The organism is Chitinimonas sp., assembly GCF_041904975.1.
GTDB lineage: Bacteria > Pseudomonadota > Gammaproteobacteria > Burkholderiales > Chitinimonadaceae > Chitinimonas.
The window spans coordinates 1-21,143 of the sequence record NZ_JAYRLZ010000019.1 but is presented as its reverse complement, the minus strand read 5'-3'; the positions used below and the strand labels follow the sequence as shown (position 1 = coordinate 21,143).

General features: G+C 59.6%; 21 protein-coding genes and 1 tRNA gene. 7 read left to right on the top strand and 15 right to left on the bottom strand.

Going from position 1 to position 21,143, the window contains the following annotated elements; all coding sequences use genetic code 11:
• Positions 1–234 precede the first annotated feature (234 nt).
• Positions 235–1,254, top strand: a complete 1,020-nt coding sequence (locus tag ACE3OH_RS03475; protein ID WP_374348451.1) for a hypothetical protein — start codon at positions 235–237, stop codon at positions 1,252–1,254.
• Between the two features lie 186 nt (positions 1,255–1,440).
• Here the strand turns inward: ACE3OH_RS03475 and ACE3OH_RS03470 are convergent, their stop codons facing one another.
• Together ACE3OH_RS03470 and ACE3OH_RS03465 are read right to left on the bottom strand one after the other, a co-directional pair.
• Positions 1,441–2,340: a LysR family transcriptional regulator gene (locus ACE3OH_RS03470; RefSeq protein ID WP_374348449.1), complete on the bottom strand. Its 900-nt coding sequence runs from the start codon at positions 2,338–2,340 to the stop codon at positions 1,441–1,443.
• A 128-nt stretch (positions 2,341–2,468) separates the two neighbouring features.
• Positions 2,469–3,263 (bottom strand): MBL fold metallo-hydrolase, encoded by a 795-nt coding sequence (locus ACE3OH_RS03465; protein ID WP_374348445.1) that lies wholly within the window; start codon positions 3,261–3,263, stop codon positions 2,469–2,471.
• 174 nt (positions 3,264–3,437) lie between these two features.
• On the opposite strand from ACE3OH_RS03465, the gene fabI reads away from it, so the two are divergent.
• Positions 3,438–4,220 carry an enoyl-ACP reductase FabI gene (gene fabI, locus ACE3OH_RS03460; protein ID WP_374348443.1) on the top strand — a complete coding sequence of 261 codons (783 nt, stop codon included), beginning with the start codon at positions 3,438–3,440 and terminating at the stop codon, positions 4,218–4,220.
• A 48-nt stretch (positions 4,221–4,268) separates the two neighbouring features.
• On the opposite strand, the gene fliD is transcribed toward fabI, so the two are convergent.
• Positions 4,269–5,498 (bottom strand): flagellar filament capping protein FliD, encoded by a 1,230-nt coding sequence (gene fliD, locus ACE3OH_RS03455; protein WP_374348436.1) that lies wholly within the window; start codon positions 5,496–5,498, stop codon positions 4,269–4,271.
• Between the two features lies 1 nt (position 5,499).
• Between fliD and ACE3OH_RS03450 the strand changes: the two genes are divergently transcribed.
• Both ACE3OH_RS03450 and ACE3OH_RS03445 read left to right on the top strand, forming a co-directional pair.
• Positions 5,500–5,814, top strand: a complete 315-nt coding sequence (locus tag ACE3OH_RS03450; RefSeq protein WP_374348433.1) for a hypothetical protein — start codon at positions 5,500–5,502, stop codon at positions 5,812–5,814.
• The gene (locus ACE3OH_RS03445; RefSeq protein WP_374348431.1) at positions 5,793–6,563 is read left to right on the top strand and encodes a class II glutamine amidotransferase; all 771 of its coding nucleotides are present in this window, start codon (positions 5,793–5,795) and stop codon (positions 6,561–6,563) included. Before ACE3OH_RS03450 ends, ACE3OH_RS03445 begins: the two co-directional genes overlap by 22 nt.
• 11 nt (positions 6,564–6,574) lie before the next feature.
• On the opposite strand, the gene ACE3OH_RS03440 is transcribed toward ACE3OH_RS03445, so the two are convergent.
• Together ACE3OH_RS03440 and ACE3OH_RS03435 are read right to left on the bottom strand one after the other, a co-directional pair.
• Positions 6,575–7,669 (bottom strand): hypothetical protein, encoded by a 1,095-nt coding sequence (locus ACE3OH_RS03440; RefSeq protein WP_374348428.1) that lies wholly within the window; start codon positions 7,667–7,669, stop codon positions 6,575–6,577.
• A 20-nt stretch (positions 7,670–7,689) separates the two neighbouring features.
• A complete protein-coding gene (locus ACE3OH_RS03435; protein WP_374348426.1) occupies positions 7,690–8,280 on the bottom strand; it encodes a malonic semialdehyde reductase in 591 nt (196 codons plus the stop codon).
• Positions 8,281–8,438: 158 nt separating this feature from the next.
• Between ACE3OH_RS03435 and ACE3OH_RS03430 the strand changes: the two genes are divergently transcribed.
• Both ACE3OH_RS03430 and ACE3OH_RS03425 read left to right on the top strand, forming a co-directional pair.
• Positions 8,439–8,528, top strand: a tRNA-Ser gene (locus ACE3OH_RS03430).
• 268 nt (positions 8,529–8,796) lie between these two features.
• A complete protein-coding gene (locus ACE3OH_RS03425) occupies positions 8,797–9,978 on the top strand; it encodes a hypothetical protein (RefSeq protein WP_374348421.1) in 1,182 nt (393 codons plus the stop codon).
• Between the two features lie 66 nt (positions 9,979–10,044).
• Here ACE3OH_RS03425 and ACE3OH_RS03420 read toward each other — a convergent pair whose 3' ends face one another.
• From ACE3OH_RS03420 to ACE3OH_RS03380, 9 genes are all read right to left on the bottom strand, one after another.
• Entirely contained in the window at positions 10,045–10,362 is a 318-nt protein-coding gene (locus ACE3OH_RS03420; protein WP_374348419.1) for a hypothetical protein, read from the bottom strand.
• A gap of 110 nt (positions 10,363–10,472) precedes the next feature.
• Positions 10,473–11,105 (bottom strand): hypothetical protein, encoded by a 633-nt coding sequence (locus ACE3OH_RS03415; protein ID WP_374348416.1) that lies wholly within the window; start codon positions 11,103–11,105, stop codon positions 10,473–10,475.
• 191 nt (positions 11,106–11,296) lie between these two features.
• Entirely contained in the window at positions 11,297–11,992 is a 696-nt protein-coding gene (kdpE, locus tag ACE3OH_RS03410; RefSeq protein WP_374348414.1) for a two-component system response regulator KdpE, read from the bottom strand.
• A 37-nt stretch (positions 11,993–12,029) separates the two neighbouring features.
• A complete protein-coding gene (locus ACE3OH_RS03405; RefSeq protein WP_374348411.1) occupies positions 12,030–13,577 on the bottom strand; it encodes an ATP-binding protein in 1,548 nt (515 codons plus the stop codon).
• Between the two features lie 14 nt (positions 13,578–13,591).
• Positions 13,592–14,422, bottom strand: coding sequence for an ABC transporter ATP-binding protein (locus tag ACE3OH_RS03400; RefSeq protein WP_374348409.1), 831 nt, complete (start codon positions 14,420–14,422; stop codon positions 13,592–13,594).
• A gap of 221 nt (positions 14,423–14,643) precedes the next feature.
• Positions 14,644–15,435, bottom strand: a complete 792-nt coding sequence (locus ACE3OH_RS03395; RefSeq protein WP_374348407.1) for an ABC transporter permease — start codon at positions 15,433–15,435, stop codon at positions 14,644–14,646.
• 291 nt (positions 15,436–15,726) lie between these two features.
• Positions 15,727–17,541: an OmpA family protein gene (locus tag ACE3OH_RS03390; protein WP_374348405.1), complete on the bottom strand. Its 1,815-nt coding sequence runs from the start codon at positions 17,539–17,541 to the stop codon at positions 15,727–15,729.
• A gap of 168 nt (positions 17,542–17,709) precedes the next feature.
• Positions 17,710–18,747, bottom strand: coding sequence for a hypothetical protein (locus tag ACE3OH_RS03385; protein WP_374348403.1), 1,038 nt, complete (start codon positions 18,745–18,747; stop codon positions 17,710–17,712).
• A 13-nt stretch (positions 18,748–18,760) separates the two neighbouring features.
• A complete protein-coding gene (locus ACE3OH_RS03380; RefSeq protein WP_374348401.1) occupies positions 18,761–19,390 on the bottom strand; it encodes a hypothetical protein in 630 nt (209 codons plus the stop codon).
• Between the two features lie 276 nt (positions 19,391–19,666).
• Between ACE3OH_RS03380 and ACE3OH_RS03375 the strand changes: the two genes are divergently transcribed.
• Entirely contained in the window at positions 19,667–20,524 is an 858-nt protein-coding gene (locus tag ACE3OH_RS03375; RefSeq protein ID WP_374348398.1) for a TIGR02285 family protein, read from the top strand.
• 17 nt (positions 20,525–20,541) lie between these two features.
• On the opposite strand, the gene apaG is transcribed toward ACE3OH_RS03375, so the two are convergent.
• Complete coding sequence (apaG, locus tag ACE3OH_RS03370; RefSeq protein WP_374348396.1) at positions 20,542–20,925, bottom strand: Co2+/Mg2+ efflux protein ApaG; 384 nt, start codon at positions 20,923–20,925, stop codon at positions 20,542–20,544.
• Between the last annotated feature and the right edge of the window lie 218 nt (positions 20,926–21,143).

Sequence of the window (21,143 nt, the reverse complement as noted above, 5' to 3'; positions counted from 1 at the left end):
CTGAAAATCCGTCGAAATATGTAAACAGTAAGCAATTGTTACCAACATTTCACCGAAGTTACCTGATTTTCACGCAAGTCAGTCAAGCGCGACCGCAGGTCGGTAGCGAATAGCCGTCGATGCCCGACAGGACTACTCTGCACTGCCGGCCCCACATGCATGCACACTTTGCGCAAACGGCCTGCAACACAACCCACCCAGCCCGACACTTCTCCTCACTCCCCGGAGGCCATCATGATCAAGCAAGCATCTTTCCTTATCGGCATTGCCTGTGCCGGCCTGTTGAATGGATCCGCATTCGCCGAAGGCTCCTCCCCTGGAGGCACGCAACCGCCCAAATTGCAGCTGTTTGTCGATGCTGACGGCAAATACTATGGCTGTGTACCAGGCAGCCAGGTGAACGGCAAAGATCTGAGCAAATGCCAGGCCTTGCCAGCCAATGTGGTTGCACAGATCACCGCCTCTGGCGTGAAAGTGCCTGCCTTCCCGACAGGTGGAACCGGTGGAACCGGTGGAACGGGTGGAACTGGTGGAACTGGTGGAACTGGTGGAACGGGTGGAACTGGCGGAACGGGTGGCGATATCGATACCGAATCGACCAAGGTATTGGTCTCCACCCCCACAGGCAAGCTGTTGTGCCCGGTCACTGCCTTCTCGGAAAAAAAGACGCTGGATCCAAGCACCTGCACCGCCGCACCCGCCAACACCGATAAAGAAGTCAAAGTGGTTTGCGTAGCACCGGTCACTGTTGATGCGCAGGGCGTGCCCTCCTCCGGCAGCACCAGCACAAGCAGCCTGAATTGCTCGATGCCGAGCGAAACCTATAGCAAGAACCCACTACCCAAGCTGGGCTCATCCTGCCCTGGCGGCGGTACTCGCACTGTCACCGGCGGCTTCGACACCAAGACCGGCGCCTTGGATATCACGGTGAAGCTGAGCGCCTGCATTGATGGTCAAGGCAATACCCATGATGGCACGGCCGTCATGCAAGGAAGCCTGGCGCCCGTTTCATCCGGCGGCACGGCTTACAATATGGATGAAACCAAGACCATCAATACCACGGTGACCTTCAAGGCTGGCGGCAGCGTTGCACGCCAATGCACGGTAACACGCAAGGGCACCTACGATGACAAGACCGGACAGTTCAATGGCAAGGTCAGCCGGAACAATTGCACACTGGAAGGCGACTATCGCTTCCCACCCGGCCTTGTGGACAATCTGACCAGCAATGCCGCAGCGGTTGAACCCATCTGACCCCGACTCAGCGACAAGACAAATGGCCCGCAAAACTGCGGGCCATTTGTTTTGTCAGTCGCACAGCTTGCCAAGCTCATTCTGCATCTGCGGCCGGGACAACCCACACAGGTCGCATCGAGCGGAACGGTGATCGCCTGCAGCCTTGCGATCAAGGATCGCTACCAAAGGCTGGCAATCGAACATTCAATTCAGATGCGTATCCGCCCTGAGTCGATCAACCATCAGATCAATAAAGCTGCGGACCTTGGCCGAGCCGTATTTGCTTTCCCGGTGCAAAACATGAATCGGCATCGGGTCGGTTTCGAAATCCGCCAGCACCGTCTTCAACTCACCCGACACCAGATGACTGGCAATCTGATAGGACATCAGGCGGGTAATCCCCAGGTCATTGCGTACCGCTTCGATGGCGGCATCATTGCTGGTGACGGTCAGGCGCGGCTTGAGCTTCACCGTGCTTGGGCTATCCTGCGGCCCGAATCGCCACTCTACGCTAGGCGAGACACTGGCCGCCGCCACGATGGTGTGCCTGGCCAGATCAGCCGGCGTCTGCGGAATGCCGTGCTGCGCCAGATAGGCGGGCGAGGTGCAGAGCACGCGGCGAACCTTGCCGACCGGTATGGCGCGCATGCTGGAATCCGGCAAGGGACCGATACGCACTGCCACATCGATGCCTTCCTCAACCAGATTGACCACCCGATCGAGAAACAGCGCCGATACGGTCACATCGGGAAAACGCTGCAGATAGTCGACAATGCCTGGCGTTACATACAAGCGGCCAAACATGACCGGCGCCGTCACGGTCAAGACACCGCGCGGCGCCGCATTGATGCCACCGGCCGCCTCATCCGCCTCGTCGCACTCGTTGATGATGCGCCGCGCATCATCCAGATAGCGCTGACCAGCTTCAGTCACCCGAACATGGCGAGTAGTGCGCTGCAACAGCTTGACGCCGAGGCGCGTCTCCAGCGCCGAGATGGCACGCGTTACCGCCGGCGGCGACATGCCCAGCCGACGGGCGCCACCAGCGAAACTCTCTTCCTCACCTACTGCAACAAATACAGCCATCAGATGCAGACGATCCACGCCAGGGTTCCGATCAAGACAGTAAGGCCGTTATTGTAGACCCGTGCAAGCAGCCACGGCCAAAGCACATCGGAAACCCGCATCACGTCCATGCCCCGCGTGTCGACCTTCACGCTACAGCTCGCGAACTACAGCGGCATGCGGTAATGGCCCTGATCGAAGCGATCGATCCCGCAACTGAGCGACTCCAGCCACTCGAGAAACAACTCCATGGCCCGCTTGCCGACAAAGTAGCGACCATGCTGTGGTACCAGCATGGTGATTTCACCGCTTTGCACCATGGGTCGGATCATCGCCACCCACAGGCGGCAGGCCTTGTTCGACACCATATAGCGGCGATGAAAACCCTCCATGCTGCCGATATGCTGCAACAGTTCCGCCTCGGTGGTGATGGGCGACTCGATGGCTTCATGCTCAACCATCGAGGCGCCGACGTCGCCGGTAAACAGGATGCGCGAGCGCGGATCATAGAAATGGAAATTGCCCTCGGCATGCAGAAAATGCGCCGGCACGGCGGCTACACGGTTGTCGCCCAGCTTGATCCAGCCCCCTTGGTCGGGCATGCCGATGATGCGACCCTCGGCATTGCCGGCACTGCAAAAATGCGGCACGAAACGCGCCCACAGCTTCGATACCACCAGCTGGCACTCGGTGCTGATCAGCCATTTGTTCAGCGAGGCAACGATATCCGGATCGGCATGCGAGGCCAGGATGTATTTGAGCTGGCGCGCCGGGAAATACTGGGCCATCGCCATGATCAGCGCGTTGTAGGTCATATTGCCGGCCGGGTCGATCAGCGCGCCTTCCTTGCCGGATACGATCAGGAACTGGTTGGCTTGCACTGCATGGTCGCTATCGTCATCGACCAGGTCGTTGAACATCAGGCAGCGGTGCATACCGTCGTCGTAAAGTGAGATAGCCATGGCGCTCGGAAAATCCAAAAGCATGCAGGCTAGTGCAATTCACCCCTGCGGGTTTTGACCTGACGCAAACCTGAGCATTCGAGCGTAAAGCAAGCGTTTGACTGACGAGTTTGTCTGGCCGCCCCAGCCCATCTCGCTATAATTTGCCCTCCCTCAAGTGAAGGAAACACATCAATGGGCTTTCTTGCCGACAAGAAGATTCTGATTACCGGACTTTTATCCAATCGCTCGATTGCCTATGGCATCGCCAAGGCCTGCAAGCGCGAGGGCGCCGAGCTGGCATTCACCTATGTCAACGACAAGCTCAAGGATCGCGTGGTCGAAATGGCCAATGAGCTGGGCAGCAACATCATCCTGCGCTGCGATGTCAGCTCCGATGAGGAAATTGCCGCGATGGCCGCCGAGCTTGGCAAGGCTTGGACGCAGATCGATGGCGTGGTCCATTCCATCGGCTTTGCCCCGCGTGAGGCCTTGTCCGGCGATTATCTCGACTCGGTCAGCCGCGAAGCATTCCAGATCGCCCATGACATCAGCAGCTACAGCTTTGCCGCACTGGCCAAGGCGCTACGTCCACAGCTGAGCAAGGATGCGTCTTTGCTGACCCTCAGCTACCTTGGCGCCGAGCGCGCCGTGCCCAATTACAATGTGATGGGCCTCGCCAAAGCCAGTCTGGAAGCCAATGTGCGCTATATGGCCATGTCGATAGGCGCCCAAGGTGTACGGGTCAATGGCATTTCGGCCGGCCCGATCAAGACACTGGCGGCCGCCGGCATCTCGGGGTTTTCGAAGATCCTGCACCATGTGGAAGAGTGCGCGCCGCTCAAGCGCAATGTCAGCATCGACGAAGTCGGCAATGTCGCAGCGTTCTTGCTGTCTGACTTAGCGTCCGCCGTTACTGGCGAAATCATGCATGTCGACAATGGCTACAGCACTGCAGCAGCCGGCATGGGGGAGTAAACAGCGCAGCGGCGAAAGCTTGCTGCTTTCGCCGCGTCTGTAAGGCGCTCAAAGCCCGGAAACCGACAAATACTGCGCCAAGCCATAGAGATTGCGCGTTGTCGGCGAGTAGGACAATAAGGTCGGCGCACTGCCCAGTCTAAGCTGCGACTGTTGCTGCACCGCTTGGGCAGAAAACGGATTGTCACCATTGCTGGTAGCTGACTGCAGCGCAATGGTTGCACTACGCACCGGGCCATTGATGGCATTGTCGGCCACCGTTTCGGCGCGCTTGGCTGCCGTGGCCAGCAAATTGGCAACGCCATCAGGATTGGCAGCAAAGGCTTGCCGAAATTTCTGCTCATCCAGATTCAGCTTGCCATCACGCGCCGTGCTGACGCCAAGCTGATTCAAGCTGAGGCGCCCCAGCCCGGTTCCGCTTTCGGCCTCGGTCGCCGCCGCACTGATCGATGCGGCGATTTGCCGGGTCAGCCCATCCGGCTGGATCTGACCCAATTGATTCTGGAACTGGTTATACGCTGCGACAAACGTTTGCGCGCTCTTCAACGCATCGCCGGCATCGCGCGACAAGCTGATTTGCGTCGTGCCGGAAGCCGCCAAACTTAGCTTGACGCCGCCGACCGCATTGCCGATTTCATTGCCGGCACTGGAAAACGGGCGACCATCGATCTGCAGCTGTGCGTCCTGAGCTGTCTGAACAAGGTTCAGATTACGGCCTGCGCCCGGCGCGGCAGTTGGATCAAACGCCAAGCGCGACAGCCCTTCAGCACTGTCGGTATTGCTGCTATCGCGATCATTCACCGTGATGCTGAAGGCCTGATTGGCCCCGGTCTGGCTGCTGGCAATCTGCAGGCGCAGCTGGCTGCCATCTTGCTGCACGCTAGCGCTCAAGCCGATATTGGCGCGATTGATCGCATTGGCCACGCCGCCAACACCATAATCGAACACGCCGATATTGATCACCGCATTGGTGCCGCCTGCGGTAAAGGTATTGCTGGTGGCGTTGTAATTGCCGAATTGCACGGTCAACGAACCGGTTCCCAATGGTGTGGGATCATCCACGCTGAATGCCTGGCTTTGCACCTGCTGCCCTTGGGCGAGCTGGACAACCTGCAATGCAGCGGCAACGGCCGATGCATCGCCTTGCGAACTGGCTGTTGCCACTTTTTCATCACTGGACTTGGCGCGGGCGATAGCAACCTTGTTCGGCTGGTCAACGCGGGCCGTCGCTGCGCGAAAATCTGCAAGGCCCGATTGCAAACGACCATAATCAGACAACTTGACCGCGCTGGAATTACTTGAAGTGCTACTGGATACAGAGGCCGGCGCAACGCTGGAGCGAAGTGCACCATTGCCGCCGGACACACGCGGCAGTGATAGTGTTTCTGGTTTCTTGGCAGCCTGGCCCTGGCCACCGAGCAAAGATAAGAGGTTCATTGAGAGTCCTTATGCCGCACAGGCATCGATCATCAATTCCCTGTCCAAGTACAAATATACCTTCGCCATACCTCAAGTAAAATGCCTTTTGGCCGATAAGCATCGCCGCCTGATCTTTGCCGAAGAAAGAAGCCCATGTGCCAGCTACTGGGAATGAATTGCAACATACCCACCGATATCTGCTTTTCGTTTGAAGGATTCCGCCGTCGTGGTGGCGAAACCGATCACCACTCCGATGGCTGGGGCATCGGCTTTTTTGAAGGTCCGGGTTGCCGTCTGTTTCTGGACTGGCAGTCGTCTTGCAAATCACCCGTAGCCGAGCTGGTGCGCAACTATCCGATCCGCTCGACCAACGTGATTGCCCATATCCGCAAGGCCACCATCGGCCAGATCAGCCTCGCCAATACCCATCCATTCCTGCGCGAGCTGTGGGGGAAATACTGGCTGTTTGCCCACAACGGCGACCTGAAAACCTTGCCGCCCTTTGCCGGCAGCCGCTTTCAACCCGTAGGCAGCACCGATAGCGAGCAGGCGTTTTGCTGGCTGCTCGAGGCGCTCGCTTCGCAATTTACTGCCGAGCCGCCTACCCAGACGCTAACCACCGCCCTGAAAACACTGGTCGCCGAGCTTAGCCAATACGGGAGCTTCAATTTCCTGCTATCCAATGGCGAAACCCTGTTCGCCCATTGCTCGACCAATCTGCACTATGTGGTGCGCAAGGCGCCGTTTGGCAATGCGCATCTGGTCGATAACGATATCAGCGTGGATTTCAGCTCGGTCACTACCAGCACCGATCGCGTTGCGGTGATCGCCACGCTGCCCCTCACCGATAACGAAGCCTGGTATGCGATGCAGCCGGGCGAGCTGCTGGTATTTCGCGACGGCGAACCCCTGCCTGCCACCTGATGGCAGCAGGCTCAGCGATGCATCGACATCGCCTGCAGCAGCATCAAGCCTTGCTCCGACACATAGTGGCGGAAATTGAATTGCTTGAGCTGGCGCAGCACCTGGCTGGCATCGAATTTTCCCGAGGAAATCTGATCACGAATCCGCTTGAATCGGCCGCATTCCAGCAATAGCGCCTGCCTACGCTTGATCACCAGCTGGGCATGATGTTTTTCGATGATCACCGATAGCTGCAACCAGATCAGCATGCCGCCAGCCCACCACCACCATTCGGCGATGAGTGCCACCACGCAAATCAGCACCAGCAATAGATACCAGACCAGATCGGCATGAGGGAAATCGGGCGCCCAGTTACCGAGCTTGGGCCAGTTGAGCTTGAGCTGACTGATGATTCGCTCGCGGTCATTGGCATCACGTTTGAGCCGTGCCCAAATGGCATCAAACTCCAGCGCCACATACCACTTGTCAAACAAGCGCGACTGCAACCAATCCGAATCGCGGTAGGCCTGGATGCGCGCATTGAGCAGCTGCTGATAATCGTCACTGGCCAGATGCGGCAATAGCTCCCACTCAGGATGGGCAAGCTGACGACGCACAATCAGCGGAAAACCCAGCACATCGACCAGCTGCGCCTTGCGGGCCGCAATGGCCTCGCGGTCGAGCCTGTCATCCATCTGATCCAGATGCGCATACTGATCGATCAGCTGATCAAGCCGCTCCAGCGGCGGCGGGATCAAGGGATTCTTGGCCAGAAAACGCTGCAGATTCTCCAGCTCCTCCAGCAAGGGCGGCACCAGGAATTCGGTTTCCGGCGGCCAAGGCAGGCGCAGAAAACTCTGCACCTTGAAGAACAATTCTTCGTAGTGCAGAGAGAAAGCCTTCTTGTACTCCTCCTGCGCCTGGGCATCCTTATCGCGCTCGCCGGTTACCAGCGGCGCAGTAGGCGGACGCCGCTGCAACTCAAGCCGCAAGCTGTTGGCAGACTGGACGAAATCCGGCGCAATGCCGATGCGCGCGAACATGGGCGCCAGCTCTTTGTAGCGCTGGCGCAGCTCGTCGATTTCCTTCCAGATATCCCAGGCTTGCTTCTTGCTGTTGTCGCTCATGGCGCAGGCGGCGTTCCGGCTTATTCGATACGGCAGGCTTGTGCAAAGCTCAGGCGCGGATTGCGCGGATGCAGCTTGCTAGCGTCACCATAGCCAAGATTGATCAAAAAGTTGGAGCGAACAGAGCTTCCGGCAAAGAAAGCCTCATCAAGCTTGGCATTATCAAAGCCCGACATCGGCCCGCAATCGAGACCCAGTGCCCGCGCCGCCAGCATCAGATAGGCGCCCTGCAAGCTGCCATTGCGAAATGCCGTGGTCTGGATCAAAGCCTCATTGCCGACAAACCAGCTACGCGCATCGGCATGCGGAAACAACTCGGGCAATTGCTCATAAAACGCCAGATCATGCGCGACGATCACCGTTACCGGCGCTGCCATGGTCTTTTCGAGATTCCCGGCCGACAAGGCAGAAGCCAGCTTTTCCTTGGCTGCCTTGGACTTGACGAACACAAAACGTGCGGGGCTCGCATTCGCACTGGTCGGGCCGAATTTCAACTGCTCGTACAGCGCCTGCAGGGTCTGGTCATCCACCGGGCGATCGGTAAAGTGACTATGGGTTCGTGCAGCACCGAACAATTGATCCAGCGCGGCTTGGTCGAGAACCTGACTCATTTACTACTCCTGTAACTTAGATGGGATTGCCGGCGCAAGAATAGCGGCCAAGCCGCATGAATACCAGCCGCACGCCCGAGCAATGCCAGCCTTCGCGAGGTGAATTGGCTGCGGTAGCCAAATCCGGCTGCTTGCGGTAGGATCGCGCCCTTCAAACCGGAAGCGTGGCCGAGTGGTTTAAGGCAGCGGTCTTGAAAACCGTCGTAGGTGAGAGCCTACCGTGAGTTCGAATCTCACCGCTTCCGCCACAGATACAGCAAAGACGCCCCTTTCGGGGCGTTTTTCATTCATCGGCGCGATGCTCCTCCGATATTCTAGAATTTCCCATGGTCCAGTGAGAGTTCGGGGAGCTTCCCACCAACATGCTGACGCACAAGGTGCGTCCGGATGAGCCAAAATCGGTTGATATGCGCCGAATTCGATGGGGGGCAATAGTGCAGCGAATGCAAATTGCATGCATCAACTCGGACCGCTGACACATTTAACCCGGGTTTGGTTTGAAATAATGGCCATTCGATGTACCCCAACGTTTATTCCATTGCAAAGCGTAAATCAACCTTCGTTCATTCTTGCTTGGGCTATCATCGACGCCGCCTGCTCAAGCCCGATGGTGCCGGCAATATTTCGAAGTATCGCCATATAGTCTGGAGACTTTCAATGTATCATCTTGTTCCATCAGCCGTTTGCAAGCCGATAATAATATTGTTAACACTATTGCACGCTGCAAGTGTTTGGAGCGATCAGCCGGTTGACAGCATTGCCACACAAAGCCTCGCCATCGCAGGCGCCAACGCCAGACTGGCATATTTTTCGAGCAACGACATATCAGGAAAGCACGAAACTACTACGCACGCGGTCATTTTCATTCACGGTATCAAACGCAATGCCGGTAAGTATTTTGACGACGCACAGAAAATCGCCACCGCAGTCAATATAGATCAAACACGGACCCTGATTATTTCCCCGCAATTTCTGAATGACCTCGACACATCCAACGCCAGGCTAATACACTGGCATCGTGAACAATGGGTCGATGGCGCCAGCAGCATTGATGATTCACATATCAGTGGCTTTGCAGCACTTGATGCCATATTAAGCACTTTGAATGATCAAAAGCGTTACCCAGCACTGAAACAAATCGTGATTGCCGGGCATTCTGCGGGAGGGCAATTTGTACAGCGCTATGCTGCGCTGAACAACGTCGACGCCGCGCTACGTGATGCGGGTATCAATGTACGCTATGTGGTAGCCAATCCTTCCAGCTATTTGTGGTTTGACCCTCAACGCCCAGGCGGCGACGACTTCTATATTCCCAGAACATCATGTGACTATCAACGCTTCAAATATGGGCCAAAAGGCATACCAGCCTACGCTCAACCCGTCGACATTGAAAAATTGCGAACCCGCTATTTTTCACGCAATGTCATCTATCTATTGGGCGGAGCAGATACCGACCCCAATCATCCGGTGCTCGACAAATCCTGCGCGGCAGCGCTACAAGGACCGCATCGCCTGGCGCGTGGCCTGAATTATTTGCGCTACGGCCTCAAGGTCGCACCAAACAACCAGCAGGTATTGAATATCGTTCCCGGCGTCGGGCACGATGACTTCAAGATGTACAACGCCAGCTGCGGTCGCGCCGCCTTGTTCGGCGATGTGTGTGCCAATGAAATCAACGATGCGCTCCGGAAGCGCTGAACGCCGCCACTTACGCGCCTTAGCACCCCCTTTCCGCAGAACTGTTAGCCCGATGACTCAAAGGGCTCACTTGGGCGTACCTTCATGTTTCGACACTAGCCCGAACAGCAAAAGCGCTTCTGCGCGATTGCGTCCAATGGCCAATTGGAATGGCGTCAAACCATCGAAATCTGCAATGAACGGGCTCGCACCAGAAGCAAACAATATGCGGGAAACACCTGCTTCAGGTTTTGCCTCCAAATTGCCCGCGTCATAGCTCCAGCATGCAATTTCGCACTCGATATCGACCGCCAAGTGCAAAGGCGTAAACCCTCCAACAGTCGGGTCACGTTCGTTCGGATTCGCACCATTCGCAATAAGAGATGCAAGCTCGGATACGCTCATTGATTCAACTGCAGCATGCAATGGAAGCATGAATAGTGACCTCGACCTCTGACGGCTTGAAATCATCCAGCCGGGTCTTATGGATATAAGACAACAATATCAGACATCTATCACTCCCGACGCTCAATATCTGTTATCAGATCTTTTTCTCGCATATCCTGCAATGCCTTCTTGCTTAGCACCACACTTTCATCCGAAAAAAAGCCCGGATGATCCGCCTTGACCTTTGCCTTGGCTGCATCGATACCGTATTCATAAAAGTAGACGGATGGATCAAACTCAATGCCATCAGGCCTGAGCGATTTGACCTTGAGAACCGCATAATGAAACTTATCCTGCGTCTTCATCAGCTGAGCCACGTCGGCCACATACAAATCACCCACCTTGGGTGCTGACAGATAGGATGCAACCCTGTCTTGACGATTGCCGCTTGCCACCATGCTGCTAATGATCAAGCCAATAATCAGCACAACCCACAATGCCCAGCCATATTGCTGATTGAATGGATATTTTGCCTTACCGAACTTCTCGCCCGCCTCGGCGGTGATTTCATCGGTGGTCTGGCAGGTTTTGCAGACTGAATAGAATTTTTTGCTGCCAATTGCGCCAAGATACCAGAGGTGCCCCCAGCCATACACATGGATAATCTGGTGTGTTGCATGGGTCTTGCAAGTGCGGCAGGTAAATGCCGGCAATTCGCCAATCGTTTGTCGCTCGGTTGCGGAACCCCAGACAAGCATCATTTTTCCCCTGTTTCAATAAGGCGTTCAAAACGCAGCAGTCTGGGGATTTATGCCGGCACTGCCCAGCATATTGTTACCGCTTGGTATTTTTCCGCATTGTGTCGCGGAGGCGCTGAACCCCTCCACCCAGGAATCTTCGGCAGCGAGGCACGCGCAGCTTTGCTGCATTGTCCGATTCGGTCAGCGGCTTCCTAGCGCAGCAAGCGATAGCCCACGCCGGTCTCGGTGACCAGATACACCGGCTGAGTCGGGTCGGTTTCCAGCTTCTGCCGCAGATGGGTCATATGCACCCGCAGATAATGGCTGCTTTCCACATGGGATGGGCCCCACACCTCCACCAGCAGCTGCCGGTGGGTCATCACCTTGCCGACGTTGCGGATCAAGGTGGTGAGCATGCGGTATTCGATGGGGGTGAGGCGTATCGGCTCACCGTGGCGGCTAACCTGGCGCTCGACCAGGTTCACCACCACATCGCCTAGTCGGAATTCCGCTTCGCCAGCGGCGCAGCTGGCGGTCTGGTGGCGACGCAGGTGGGCGCGCAGGCGCGCCAGTAGCTCGGGCACGCCAAATGGCTTGGTGAGGTAATCGTCGGCGCCGCCATTGAGTGCGGCCACTTTTTCGGCTTCCTGATTGCGCGCCGACAGCACGATCACCGGCACATTGCACCAGTTGCGCAGGTCGCGTATCACGTCGTTGCCGTCCATATCGGGCAGGCCCAGATCGAGAATCATCAAGTCGGGCTTGCGCGTGGCCGCTTCGATCAGGCCTTGCCGGCCGGTTTCGGCCTCGTGCACGCAAAAGCCTTCGGCCTCGAGCGAGGCGCGTAGAAAGCGGCGGATATGCTTGTCGTCTTCGACAATCACAATGGAAGGTTGGCTATCAGTCATGCTTATCAATCGATTCCCTCGCCAGCGGGAGAGCAAACTACTCTTCCATCTGCGGCGGCGGCTCGGCCGGTAGGGTAAAACAGAAGCAGGCGCCGCCGTCGGGCCGGTTTTCGGCCCAGATTCTACCGCCGTGCGCCTCGACGATGGCGCGGCAAATGGCTAGACCCAGGCCCACGCCCGGGGTGGCCGATTCGGTCTGGCCGCGGGTGAACTTTTCAAAAATCGCTTCCTCGCTACCCGGCACAAGCCCTGGCCCATTGTCGGCCACACTAAAACACAAATCTCTATCGGTGCAGGCAGCGCCCACGGTAATGGTGCTGCCGGCCGGCGTGTATTTGCTGGCGTTTTCCAGCAGATTGCACAGCACCCGCTCCACCAGCACGGCATCAAACGCGACCAGTGGCAGATCGTCATCGAGCGCGGTGTCGATCTGGTGCTGCAAGAGCGCCAGCCGGCTGGCGCGCAGGGCGCCGCCTACCGATTCCTGAGGCACCTGCCACTGCTTGTTCAGCCGGATACGCCCCACTTCCAGCCGTGCCATATCCAATAGATTGATCACCAAGGCGCTCATGCGTAGCGCTTCTTCCTGCACTGCACCGGCCAGCTCGCGCCGGGTGTCGTCCGCCAAGGTTTGCGGCTCGGCCAGGGCGCTGGACAGCCCGACCAGCGCGGTGAGCGGCGTGCGCAAGTCGTGGGAGATGGCCGACAGGATGCCATTGCGCAAGCGCTCCGAAGCCATGCTCACTTCCGCCTCTTGCGCCACGAACACGTAATGCACACGCTCCAGCGCCAGGGCGATCTGTGCGGTAAAGGCGTCGAGCAGGCGTTGCCGTTCCGGGCGCTGCAAGGCTGCGGGGTCGCTAGGCTCGATGGCCAGCACGCCGCGCGTACGCATCGGCGCTTTCAGCGGCAAGTAACGTACCGTGCTCGACGGCAAGGTGCTGGTGCCAAGGCCCGCCGCTTCCTGATGGTCGTATACCCATTGCGCCAGCTCGCGGCGCAGGACGAAGGCGGGCGGTGCAGCATTGGCCAGCACATCGACCTGCTCGGCCGCATCGGGCAATAGCAGGGCCACGCGCGACTGGAACACCGCATCAAGCTGGCGGGTGGCAATATCGGCAATTTGCTCGGGCAACAGGGCCGACGACAGCTCGCGACTCATCGCGTACAAGGCCTGGGCGCGCTGTTCACGGCTGGCAGCTTGCAGGGCGCGCAATCGCAGATCGGTGATCAGGTAGGCCACCACCGCCGCAGTGCCGAGCAGGCCCGCCGCTGCCGCCACGATCTGCCCGCGTGGCAGCGTTTCTTGCGATGCGGGCAGCAGCAAGAGATAGCCGAGCATGCCAGCGCTGAGCGCCGCCGCCAGCAGGGCCGGGCGCGGGCCGAAACGGGCGGCGATCAGCGCGGCCATCAACAGATAGGCCAATACCGCGCCCACCAGGCCCAGCCACGGTGCAAAGCCGGTCTCGACAATGGTGACCATGGCCCAGCCACCCAAAGCCCATACATAGCCCACCCAGCCAGCATCGCCGCGCGGCTGGGCAGCGGGTTCGGCAAGGGTGGCAATAAAGCGGCGCGGGTTCATGGGCACTGAGGTGGTCATAGCGTGGCAAAGGCGGCGCGCACTTCGTCCACGCAATCGTGGTAAGCCGGCATGCGGGTGAGATCGGGCTGCCAGCACAAGCCGCGCTCGATCAGGTCGATTTCCTGCCTGAGCGTGGCGCCGGGCACGATGCTACCGTTTTCGTCGTGCTCGCGCCCCATCAGCCACAGGGTATCGCACAGGCGCACCGCCAGCCCCACATCATGGGTAATCAGCATGATGGTATTGAGCTCATGGCTGGTGGCCAGCTGATTGATGAATTCGCCAACCCGATCCGCCATCAACGGGTCCAGCCCCGAAAACGGCTCATCGAGCAATAGAAAATGACTGCTGCACAGCAATTGCTGGGCAATTGCCACCCGCTGGCGCTGTCCGCCCGATAGCTGGCCCGGGTAGGCATGGGCCTGCTGCGCCAGGCCGAAGCGTTCGAGTAGTTCGCTGACGCGCGCCATGGCCTGCTCGGCCGACGCCTCTTGCTGGCGGGCTGCCAGCATCAGATTGCCCAGCACGGTGTAGTGATCGAACAGCAGGTATTGCTGCCCCACCATGCCGACCATGCCGCGCGAGACCGGCCGTTGCTCGCCGCCCAGCCTGATCTGGCCACGGCTGGGCGCCTGCAAACCCGCCAGCAGGCGGAACAGCTGGGTCTTGCCCAAGCCAGACGGCCCGAGCAGGCCAATCACCTGCCCTTGCTGCATGCCGGGCCGCACGATATTGCGTACCTGCAGATTGAGCTTGCGCAGGATGGGCTTTCCGCCTAGGTCGAGATCGACATCTTGCATGCTGAGCAGCACTTCCTGGCGGGTATAGGGGATGTTCGTTGACATGCTTGCCTCTCGATTCCTTGCTTGGGTGGGTCGGGTTTCACGATCGGCGGGCCGCCGCGACCATTTCGCGCGCCGCTGTCGGGGTGAATGCCGACCTACAAGACCTGGTCTTCGCGACGGTGTCGGGCCGGGTTTAGCCACACACCTTCTTGCCCGGCCTCGCCAAGCGGGGGTTTATCGGCTGTTTGATCGGTTCAAGTGCGGTGTCAATCCGGTTCGTCCTAAGCCGTCCTGACCGCCTCATGCAGATACAGATGCGGGCACAGCAGCCGCTTGGCCCAGCCGATCACACAGTCCTGAGCGATGCCGATCAACAGAACAGTGAGCTGGATCGCCACCACCGCATCCAGATGCAGATGCTTGTTCTGCGCCAGCAACAGGCCGCCAATGCCACCCTCACCGCGCACCAGGCCTTCCACCATAGTCAGCATCATCCAGCCCATGGCGGCGTTCTGCCGCAGGGCTTCGAGCAGAGCATCGAGCCGGCCGCGGATGATCACTTCCCACACCACCCGCCACTCGGGCAGGCGCAGGGAGCGAGCATGGTCGAGCCGCTCGATCGGCGTCGCCGCCACTTCTTGCGCCAGCGCCGTGACAAAGAACACACTCATGCCAAACACCAGCAGCGACACCTTCAGCGCATGGCCGGAACTGGCGGCCAGGGTAAAAAACAGGGTCAGCCCGGTCAGACCGAGAAAGCGCAATTTGGACAGCAGCAGAACCAAGGGGCGCATGATCGGCAGCACAGTCAGGTAAGCCAGCACAGCCGACAAGCCGGTTGCCAGGGCCAGGGCTTGCAGATTGACGGTAAGGCTGGCCCAGATCTCGCCACCCAGCCCCTGATTCACCCACAGCTCTTGCCAGGCGCTAGCAATGGCCAGCGGCTTGGGCAGCAGGGCCGATGGCCAGGCCGACCAGAGTGCGATCAGGCCAAGGGCCTGGATACCGACCAGTGCCTGCATGGCGCTGGGCGAGACCGGCTGGTTGGGGAGGAAGAGGGTTTTGAGGTTCATGGTAAGTGTGCCGCCATATGGCTTGCTGCCGTCTTCGTAGGACGGGTTTAAAGCGCAGCGTAACCCGCCGATCCATCGCGGCGAAGCCGCTAAAAACACCGTTGTTAAGTGGCTTCGCCACAAGCCTTTGGCGGGTTACGCTGCGCTTTAAACCCGCCCTACCAGTTCTGGTGCGAGCCCCTCTCCCGCACGCGGGAGAGGGGTTGGGGTGAGGGGTGGATCTACGTAGAGCCTCCCTCATCCGGCCCTTCGGGCCACCTTCCCCCCGCGCGCGGGAAAGGCTGTAGTCACTTATTGCTTGCCAGTACTGCCCAGCACGACCTCCACACGGCGGTTCTGCGCCCTGCCGGCCTCGCTACCGTTCGAGGCGATAAACTCGCTGCCGCCATGGGCGAAGGTACGGATACGGCTATCGGGGAAGTCGGCGGCATCCTGCGTCGCCAGCCATTGCTTCACCGCCAGCGCACGACGTTCCGACAAATCCTGGTTCGCCTGCGGCGAGCCCACGCTATCGGTATGGCCGTGGATCTCGATCGCCAGACCACCGGCTACCGACGCCTGATCCAGCAGCTCGCGCAGTTGCAGCTCGGCTTGCGGGGTGAAGGTAGCGCGGCCGGTATCAAACGGAATGCGCCAGATGCGGCGGCTCACCACCTGCTTCACGCCCTCGCCCGCAAAGCGCGGCTGGTCGGCTGCGCCTTGCGGGCCGGCCTTCTGCGCCAATGCGGCCAGATAGCGGGTGTTCACTACCTCACCCACCGCTGGGTAGCTGCCAACCAGAGCCGGGTACTGTTGCACTACCAGATTGCCAAACACGCGGTAGACGCGGCTGAACAGATTGTCGGCTAGCGGCTTGCCCGCTTTGTCGATACCGAACAGGTAAAGGTTGTCGGCGAGGTTGTTCACCGTCGAACCACCCAGCGCCACCTGCAGGCCTTGCTTGTCGGTCTCGGTCAGTCCGGTGTAGTAGCGTTGCCAGTAGTCAGCATCCTGCTCTTTGTACACAGCCGCGCTCACCTGAGCGGCCTTGTGCAGGGCCGCAGTCGAAGCCTTCACCTGGTCCCCCCCTTCCACCATGGCGGCCAGCAGGCCTTGCACCATATCGGCATTGGCGGCCATCCAGCGTTGGTTGCCGATGACCACCGCCGGCATCTGCCAGCGGTAATCGCGGGTCGAAGCCAGCGACACCAGACCGCCCTTCTTGTGGGCGATGGTCACGTCCACCGGCGTCCAGGTAGCCACGCCATTGACGCACACATGCTTGGTCTCGCCAGTGCGGCGGCCAGCGTGTACCACCGGGCGGTCTTCACAGTAGCCGGCGATGTATTTCTCGCCCGAATCGACGAAGTTGTCGGTAGACACCCAGTTGATGGCATCCGGGTCCCAGGTCTTTTCGTCCGGGTTATTGGCAATGCCGTTGTCTCCAGCCCACTTCAGGCAAATATTCCAGTCACCATCACGCAGCACACCGGCCACCAGTGCGCCACGGGCAGCGGCCGGGTTGTGCTGCCAGGCCGGCAGGCCCATGCATTTGTCTTCACCGCGCGAATAACCGGCGGCGCCAATGATTTGCGCGGTGTAATCCGGCCCCAGCTTGGCCAGCTGCGGTTGCAGGCCGGCAAAGAAGGCGGCCGAACCATCGCCCATGATCACGGCGAAGTGCGCGCCAGTCTTGGGTTGCGCCTCGCCATCGGCCAGCGATTTGGCAAAGGCCAGCAGGTCGTTCTGCATCTGGCCGGTGTCGTCCTGACGGATCAGCTTCAGGTTCACGCCGTGCTGCTGCATCAGGCTGCCCTCGGTGGTGTCGGCGCCGCCATTGGCAAGCATCAGGCCCATCTGGGCATTCCAGGCCATCACTTCCATGCGCACTTGCGGGGCGCTGAGTTTGGCGGGTGTGGTACCGGGCAGCTTCAGCGCCAGGTTGGCAACTGGCTGCACAGCGGGAGCATCGTTCACGGCATAGTCGGTCTTGCCTGGCAAGGCCGCCGCCGTGGCGTGGGCCTTGGGTACCAGGCCATGGTCGATCGCATATTGGCCGCCAAAGAGCGCACTGCCGACTACAGCAGCAATCAACAGGAACTTCGGCAGGGGTTTGAGGCGATTCATGATGTTTCCTTTCAAGTTGCCGCGGCGTCGCCGTTAATGGCGCCCAGCTCGGGTTTTTCTGTGGGAGCGGGCCCGGCCCGCGGTGGGTTGTTGCGGAACCGTCGCTATCGCGGGCAGGGCCCGCTCCTACAGGGGTGTCGATATACGTTTGTTAATCAACTCAGATGCTCAATGCGGCTCACCAAACAGGCTGCGGTAGCTATCGGCATCGGGCCGGCGGCGGTTGGGGCCATTGGCGGGCTGCGGGTTGTGTTCGATTACCGCGCCACCGGCCGGTGCGCTCACCAGTTCACGCTTGGTATTGCCCAGCAACAGCGATTCATCGTTGCGCTCCCATGCTTCGATCATGCGCAGCGCGTCTTCCTCGTAGATGCCGTTTTGCAGGTCGACCGAGTCGATAAAGCTGGCTGACATGGTCACAAAATGCTCGATCTCGCCCAGCTTCTGGCCATAGTCATCCGCCAGGTATTCCAGCGTCTGGTCGAACAGGGCTTTCTTGTCACCATCGCCACGCACGATCTTCATCGCCTGCCTGAAGGCCGAGTGCGAAGCGAGGATGGCGGCGCGCTCGCGACTCTTAACGTCGACTTCGGCTTCGATGTCCTCCACCAGCAGGGCCGAGCTTTCGTGCATCTTCACCAGCACGCGGTACAGCGTTTCCATCTTGGCGTAGAGGGCCTGCAGGGTCAGGTTGGACTCGCGCAGGCGGCCAGCCTGGCGCGACTTGAGCACCACCACGCCGCGTCTATCCTGCTGGCGGGCGACGCCGACCATTTGCAAGGCCTTGCCCATTTCCTGCTCGTTGCTGTCCATGGTCTGCTGCAACTGGCGCATCTGGCCGCGCAGATCGGCGATCTGCCTATCCATCCGGCCCAGAGCGCGGCGCATGTCCTCGGCGTAGCTCTTCAGAATGCCGATCGGGTCGAGCTGGATAAACAGGCCGGTGATCCAGCGCATCACGCTGCGGTACAGATAGCCGGTGAGCGCCCACACCCGGCGGTCGAGCAGCACCCAGCCCAGCGCAAACAGCGCCACACCGAGCACGGTGAGGTAGAGCGTGTTTTCAAACAACGTGATCAGCCAAGGCAAGGCCTTGGCAAAGCCGTAGACCGCTGCGATGCCGGCCGCGACAGCCACCACCATGCCGGTGGTGCCTTCCGGGCGCTCCCAGAAGGACTTTGGATTGAAGTTGTTTTGCGTTTTCACGGTTGTTCTCCGTTCAGGCGCGGGCCAGGGCGGCAAAACGGGCGCGGTCGGCCTCTAGCTCGGCCGCCACTGCCTTGCACGCAGCCTCAAAGCGGGCACATGTATCGGCGATGCGTTGTTCAGCGCCTTGCATGGCCTGCGCGGTATCAGCGCGGCGAGCGATCAACTGATCGATTTCTGCCTGCAGTGCGCTCAGCTGCTGCAGGCGCTGCGCCAGCGTGGCATCGAGCTGCTGCAGCGCAGCCTGCGGCTGAGCCACCGCAGTGGCGGTTTCGGCCAGGGCCACTTCATTGAAGCGATGGCGTTCGGTTTCGAGGTCGGCCATATGCACATCCAGTGCGCGCAGCACCATGGTCAGGTCGATACCCCGGCCACGCAGCAGCGCCAGCGCGGCATTGAGGCGCAGCTCGCCCTCTGGCAGCACGGTACGCAGGGCATCGAGTGCCGCCAGCAGATCGCTGTACTCGGTGGGGCGTGCCAGGGTAGCGGCACGCAGGCTGCGATAGGCCTCATCGTCCGGCGCACCGGCCACCGGCGTATCGGCCACCGCCGCTGTCGGGGCGGCATTGGGCAGCGTGGGTTCGAACAGTAGGCCCCTGACCCGCTCACCCAGCGAGCGCGAGGCAGTGAGGACATCGTTCATGGCATTTCCTTTCTGAATCGGGTCGGGCGGGGTGCCGCGACGTGATTCAGCTTATGGAAAGCGCCATTGCGGGCGTCTTAAATGCGCGAGTGACCGTGCTAAGAATGTATTAAGGCGGCTGATCGAGCCGTTACCGAAAACCATGCAGCGAGTTGTGTCGAAATCAGCATCACATATGGGGCAAATCCACCACGCCCGGCGGCGCTGCCAAGCGCCGGCTGCAGCCCTGCGCTAGCATGGCATCTTGATCAACCTGCCGCCTGAGCTCACCCGACCTTGTGCCGCTTTTCCCCCACCTTGTTGTGTCAGCTATTGCTCGGCACCCTGCTGCTCGGCCCAGCCCGCGCTGCCGACACGGTGCTGTGGTACATCACCGAATTGCAGCCCTTGCATATCAGCGACGGACCCATGGCCGAGCAAGGCATGCTGGATGTGATGCTCAGCAAGGTGATCATGCCGGGTTTGCCGCAATTCAAACACCGGGTGATTACCGCCTCGGTAAGCCGCTCGTTTCGCGATATGAGCGATCGCACCGATGTTTGCCACCCCTCGACGCAAATGACGCCGGAGCGCAGCAAGCGCTATCTGTTTTCTGCGCCGACTTTCCGCTATTTGCCGGTTGGCTTGATTGTGCGTAGCGATAGCGTCGGCGCCCTAGCCGCCTACAGCAACCGCAAAGGGCAAGTGGTGCTGGCGCAATATCTGAAACAGCCCGGCAATCAGCTCGGCGTAGTCAGCAACCGCGCCTATGGCGAGGCGCTGGACACATTGCTGCAACAGCCCAATGTCACCAGTAGCTCGGCCAGCACCGCCACCACCAATCTGCAGCGCATGCTGCTTGGCGGACGCATTACCGCCACCTTGGGTTATTCATTCGAGACCGCCTGGTTCGAGCTGCAAAACCCGCAGCACGAGGGCAAACTGAGCTGGCTGCCCCTGCAGGAACAACCGGAATCGATGCTGGGCCGGGTTAGCTGCTCGCGCTCGGAACAAGGCCAGCTGCTGATCAAGCAACTTGACCAGCTACTGGAACAAGCCGGCACGCGTGAGCGTTTGCAAGAGATCTACGAGCAATGGCTCGACCCGGCGAGCCGCGACAAGATCCGCAAAATACGCCAGGGCAAGTCACGCTAGAGGGCGCCAAGCGGCGCTTAGTGCAGTACCCGCGGAATCGACAGTACAAAGGGCGCGATCGGCGCGTCGAACGTCGTACCGTCGTCTGCAACAAACTGATAGCTGCCATGCATGGTACCGACCGGCGCGGCAATCGCCACCCCGCTGACATATTCAAACGCCTGGCCCGGCGCCAGCGCCGGCTGTTCGCCGATCACACCCTGGCCACGAACCTCTTGCTTGTCACCCACCTGGTCGTCGATCACCCAGTGGCGCGACAACAATTTGGCACCGACGCTGCCGGTATTGACGATGGTGACGCGGTAAGCAAACACATAGCGGCCGGCAGCCTCGTCGGACTGGTCGGCAATGTATTGCGGTTGCACGGTAACGGTGATGTCGTATTTGCGGATTTCGCCCATGGTGGCTGCTTGTAAGGATGAGTGCAGAAAAAACCGGATACGTCTGCGCGCCGGCGAGGCAGGCCGGATGAGGCGCCAGATTACACGCAAATCAAGCTTGCCGGGCCAGCAAGCCGGACGGGCAAAGCAACGCTTTGCGCTAAAATAGCCGGATTCCCCGCCCGAGATCCCGCCATGAAGCCCACTTACCGTATTGCCCCGAGCATCCTGTCCGCCAA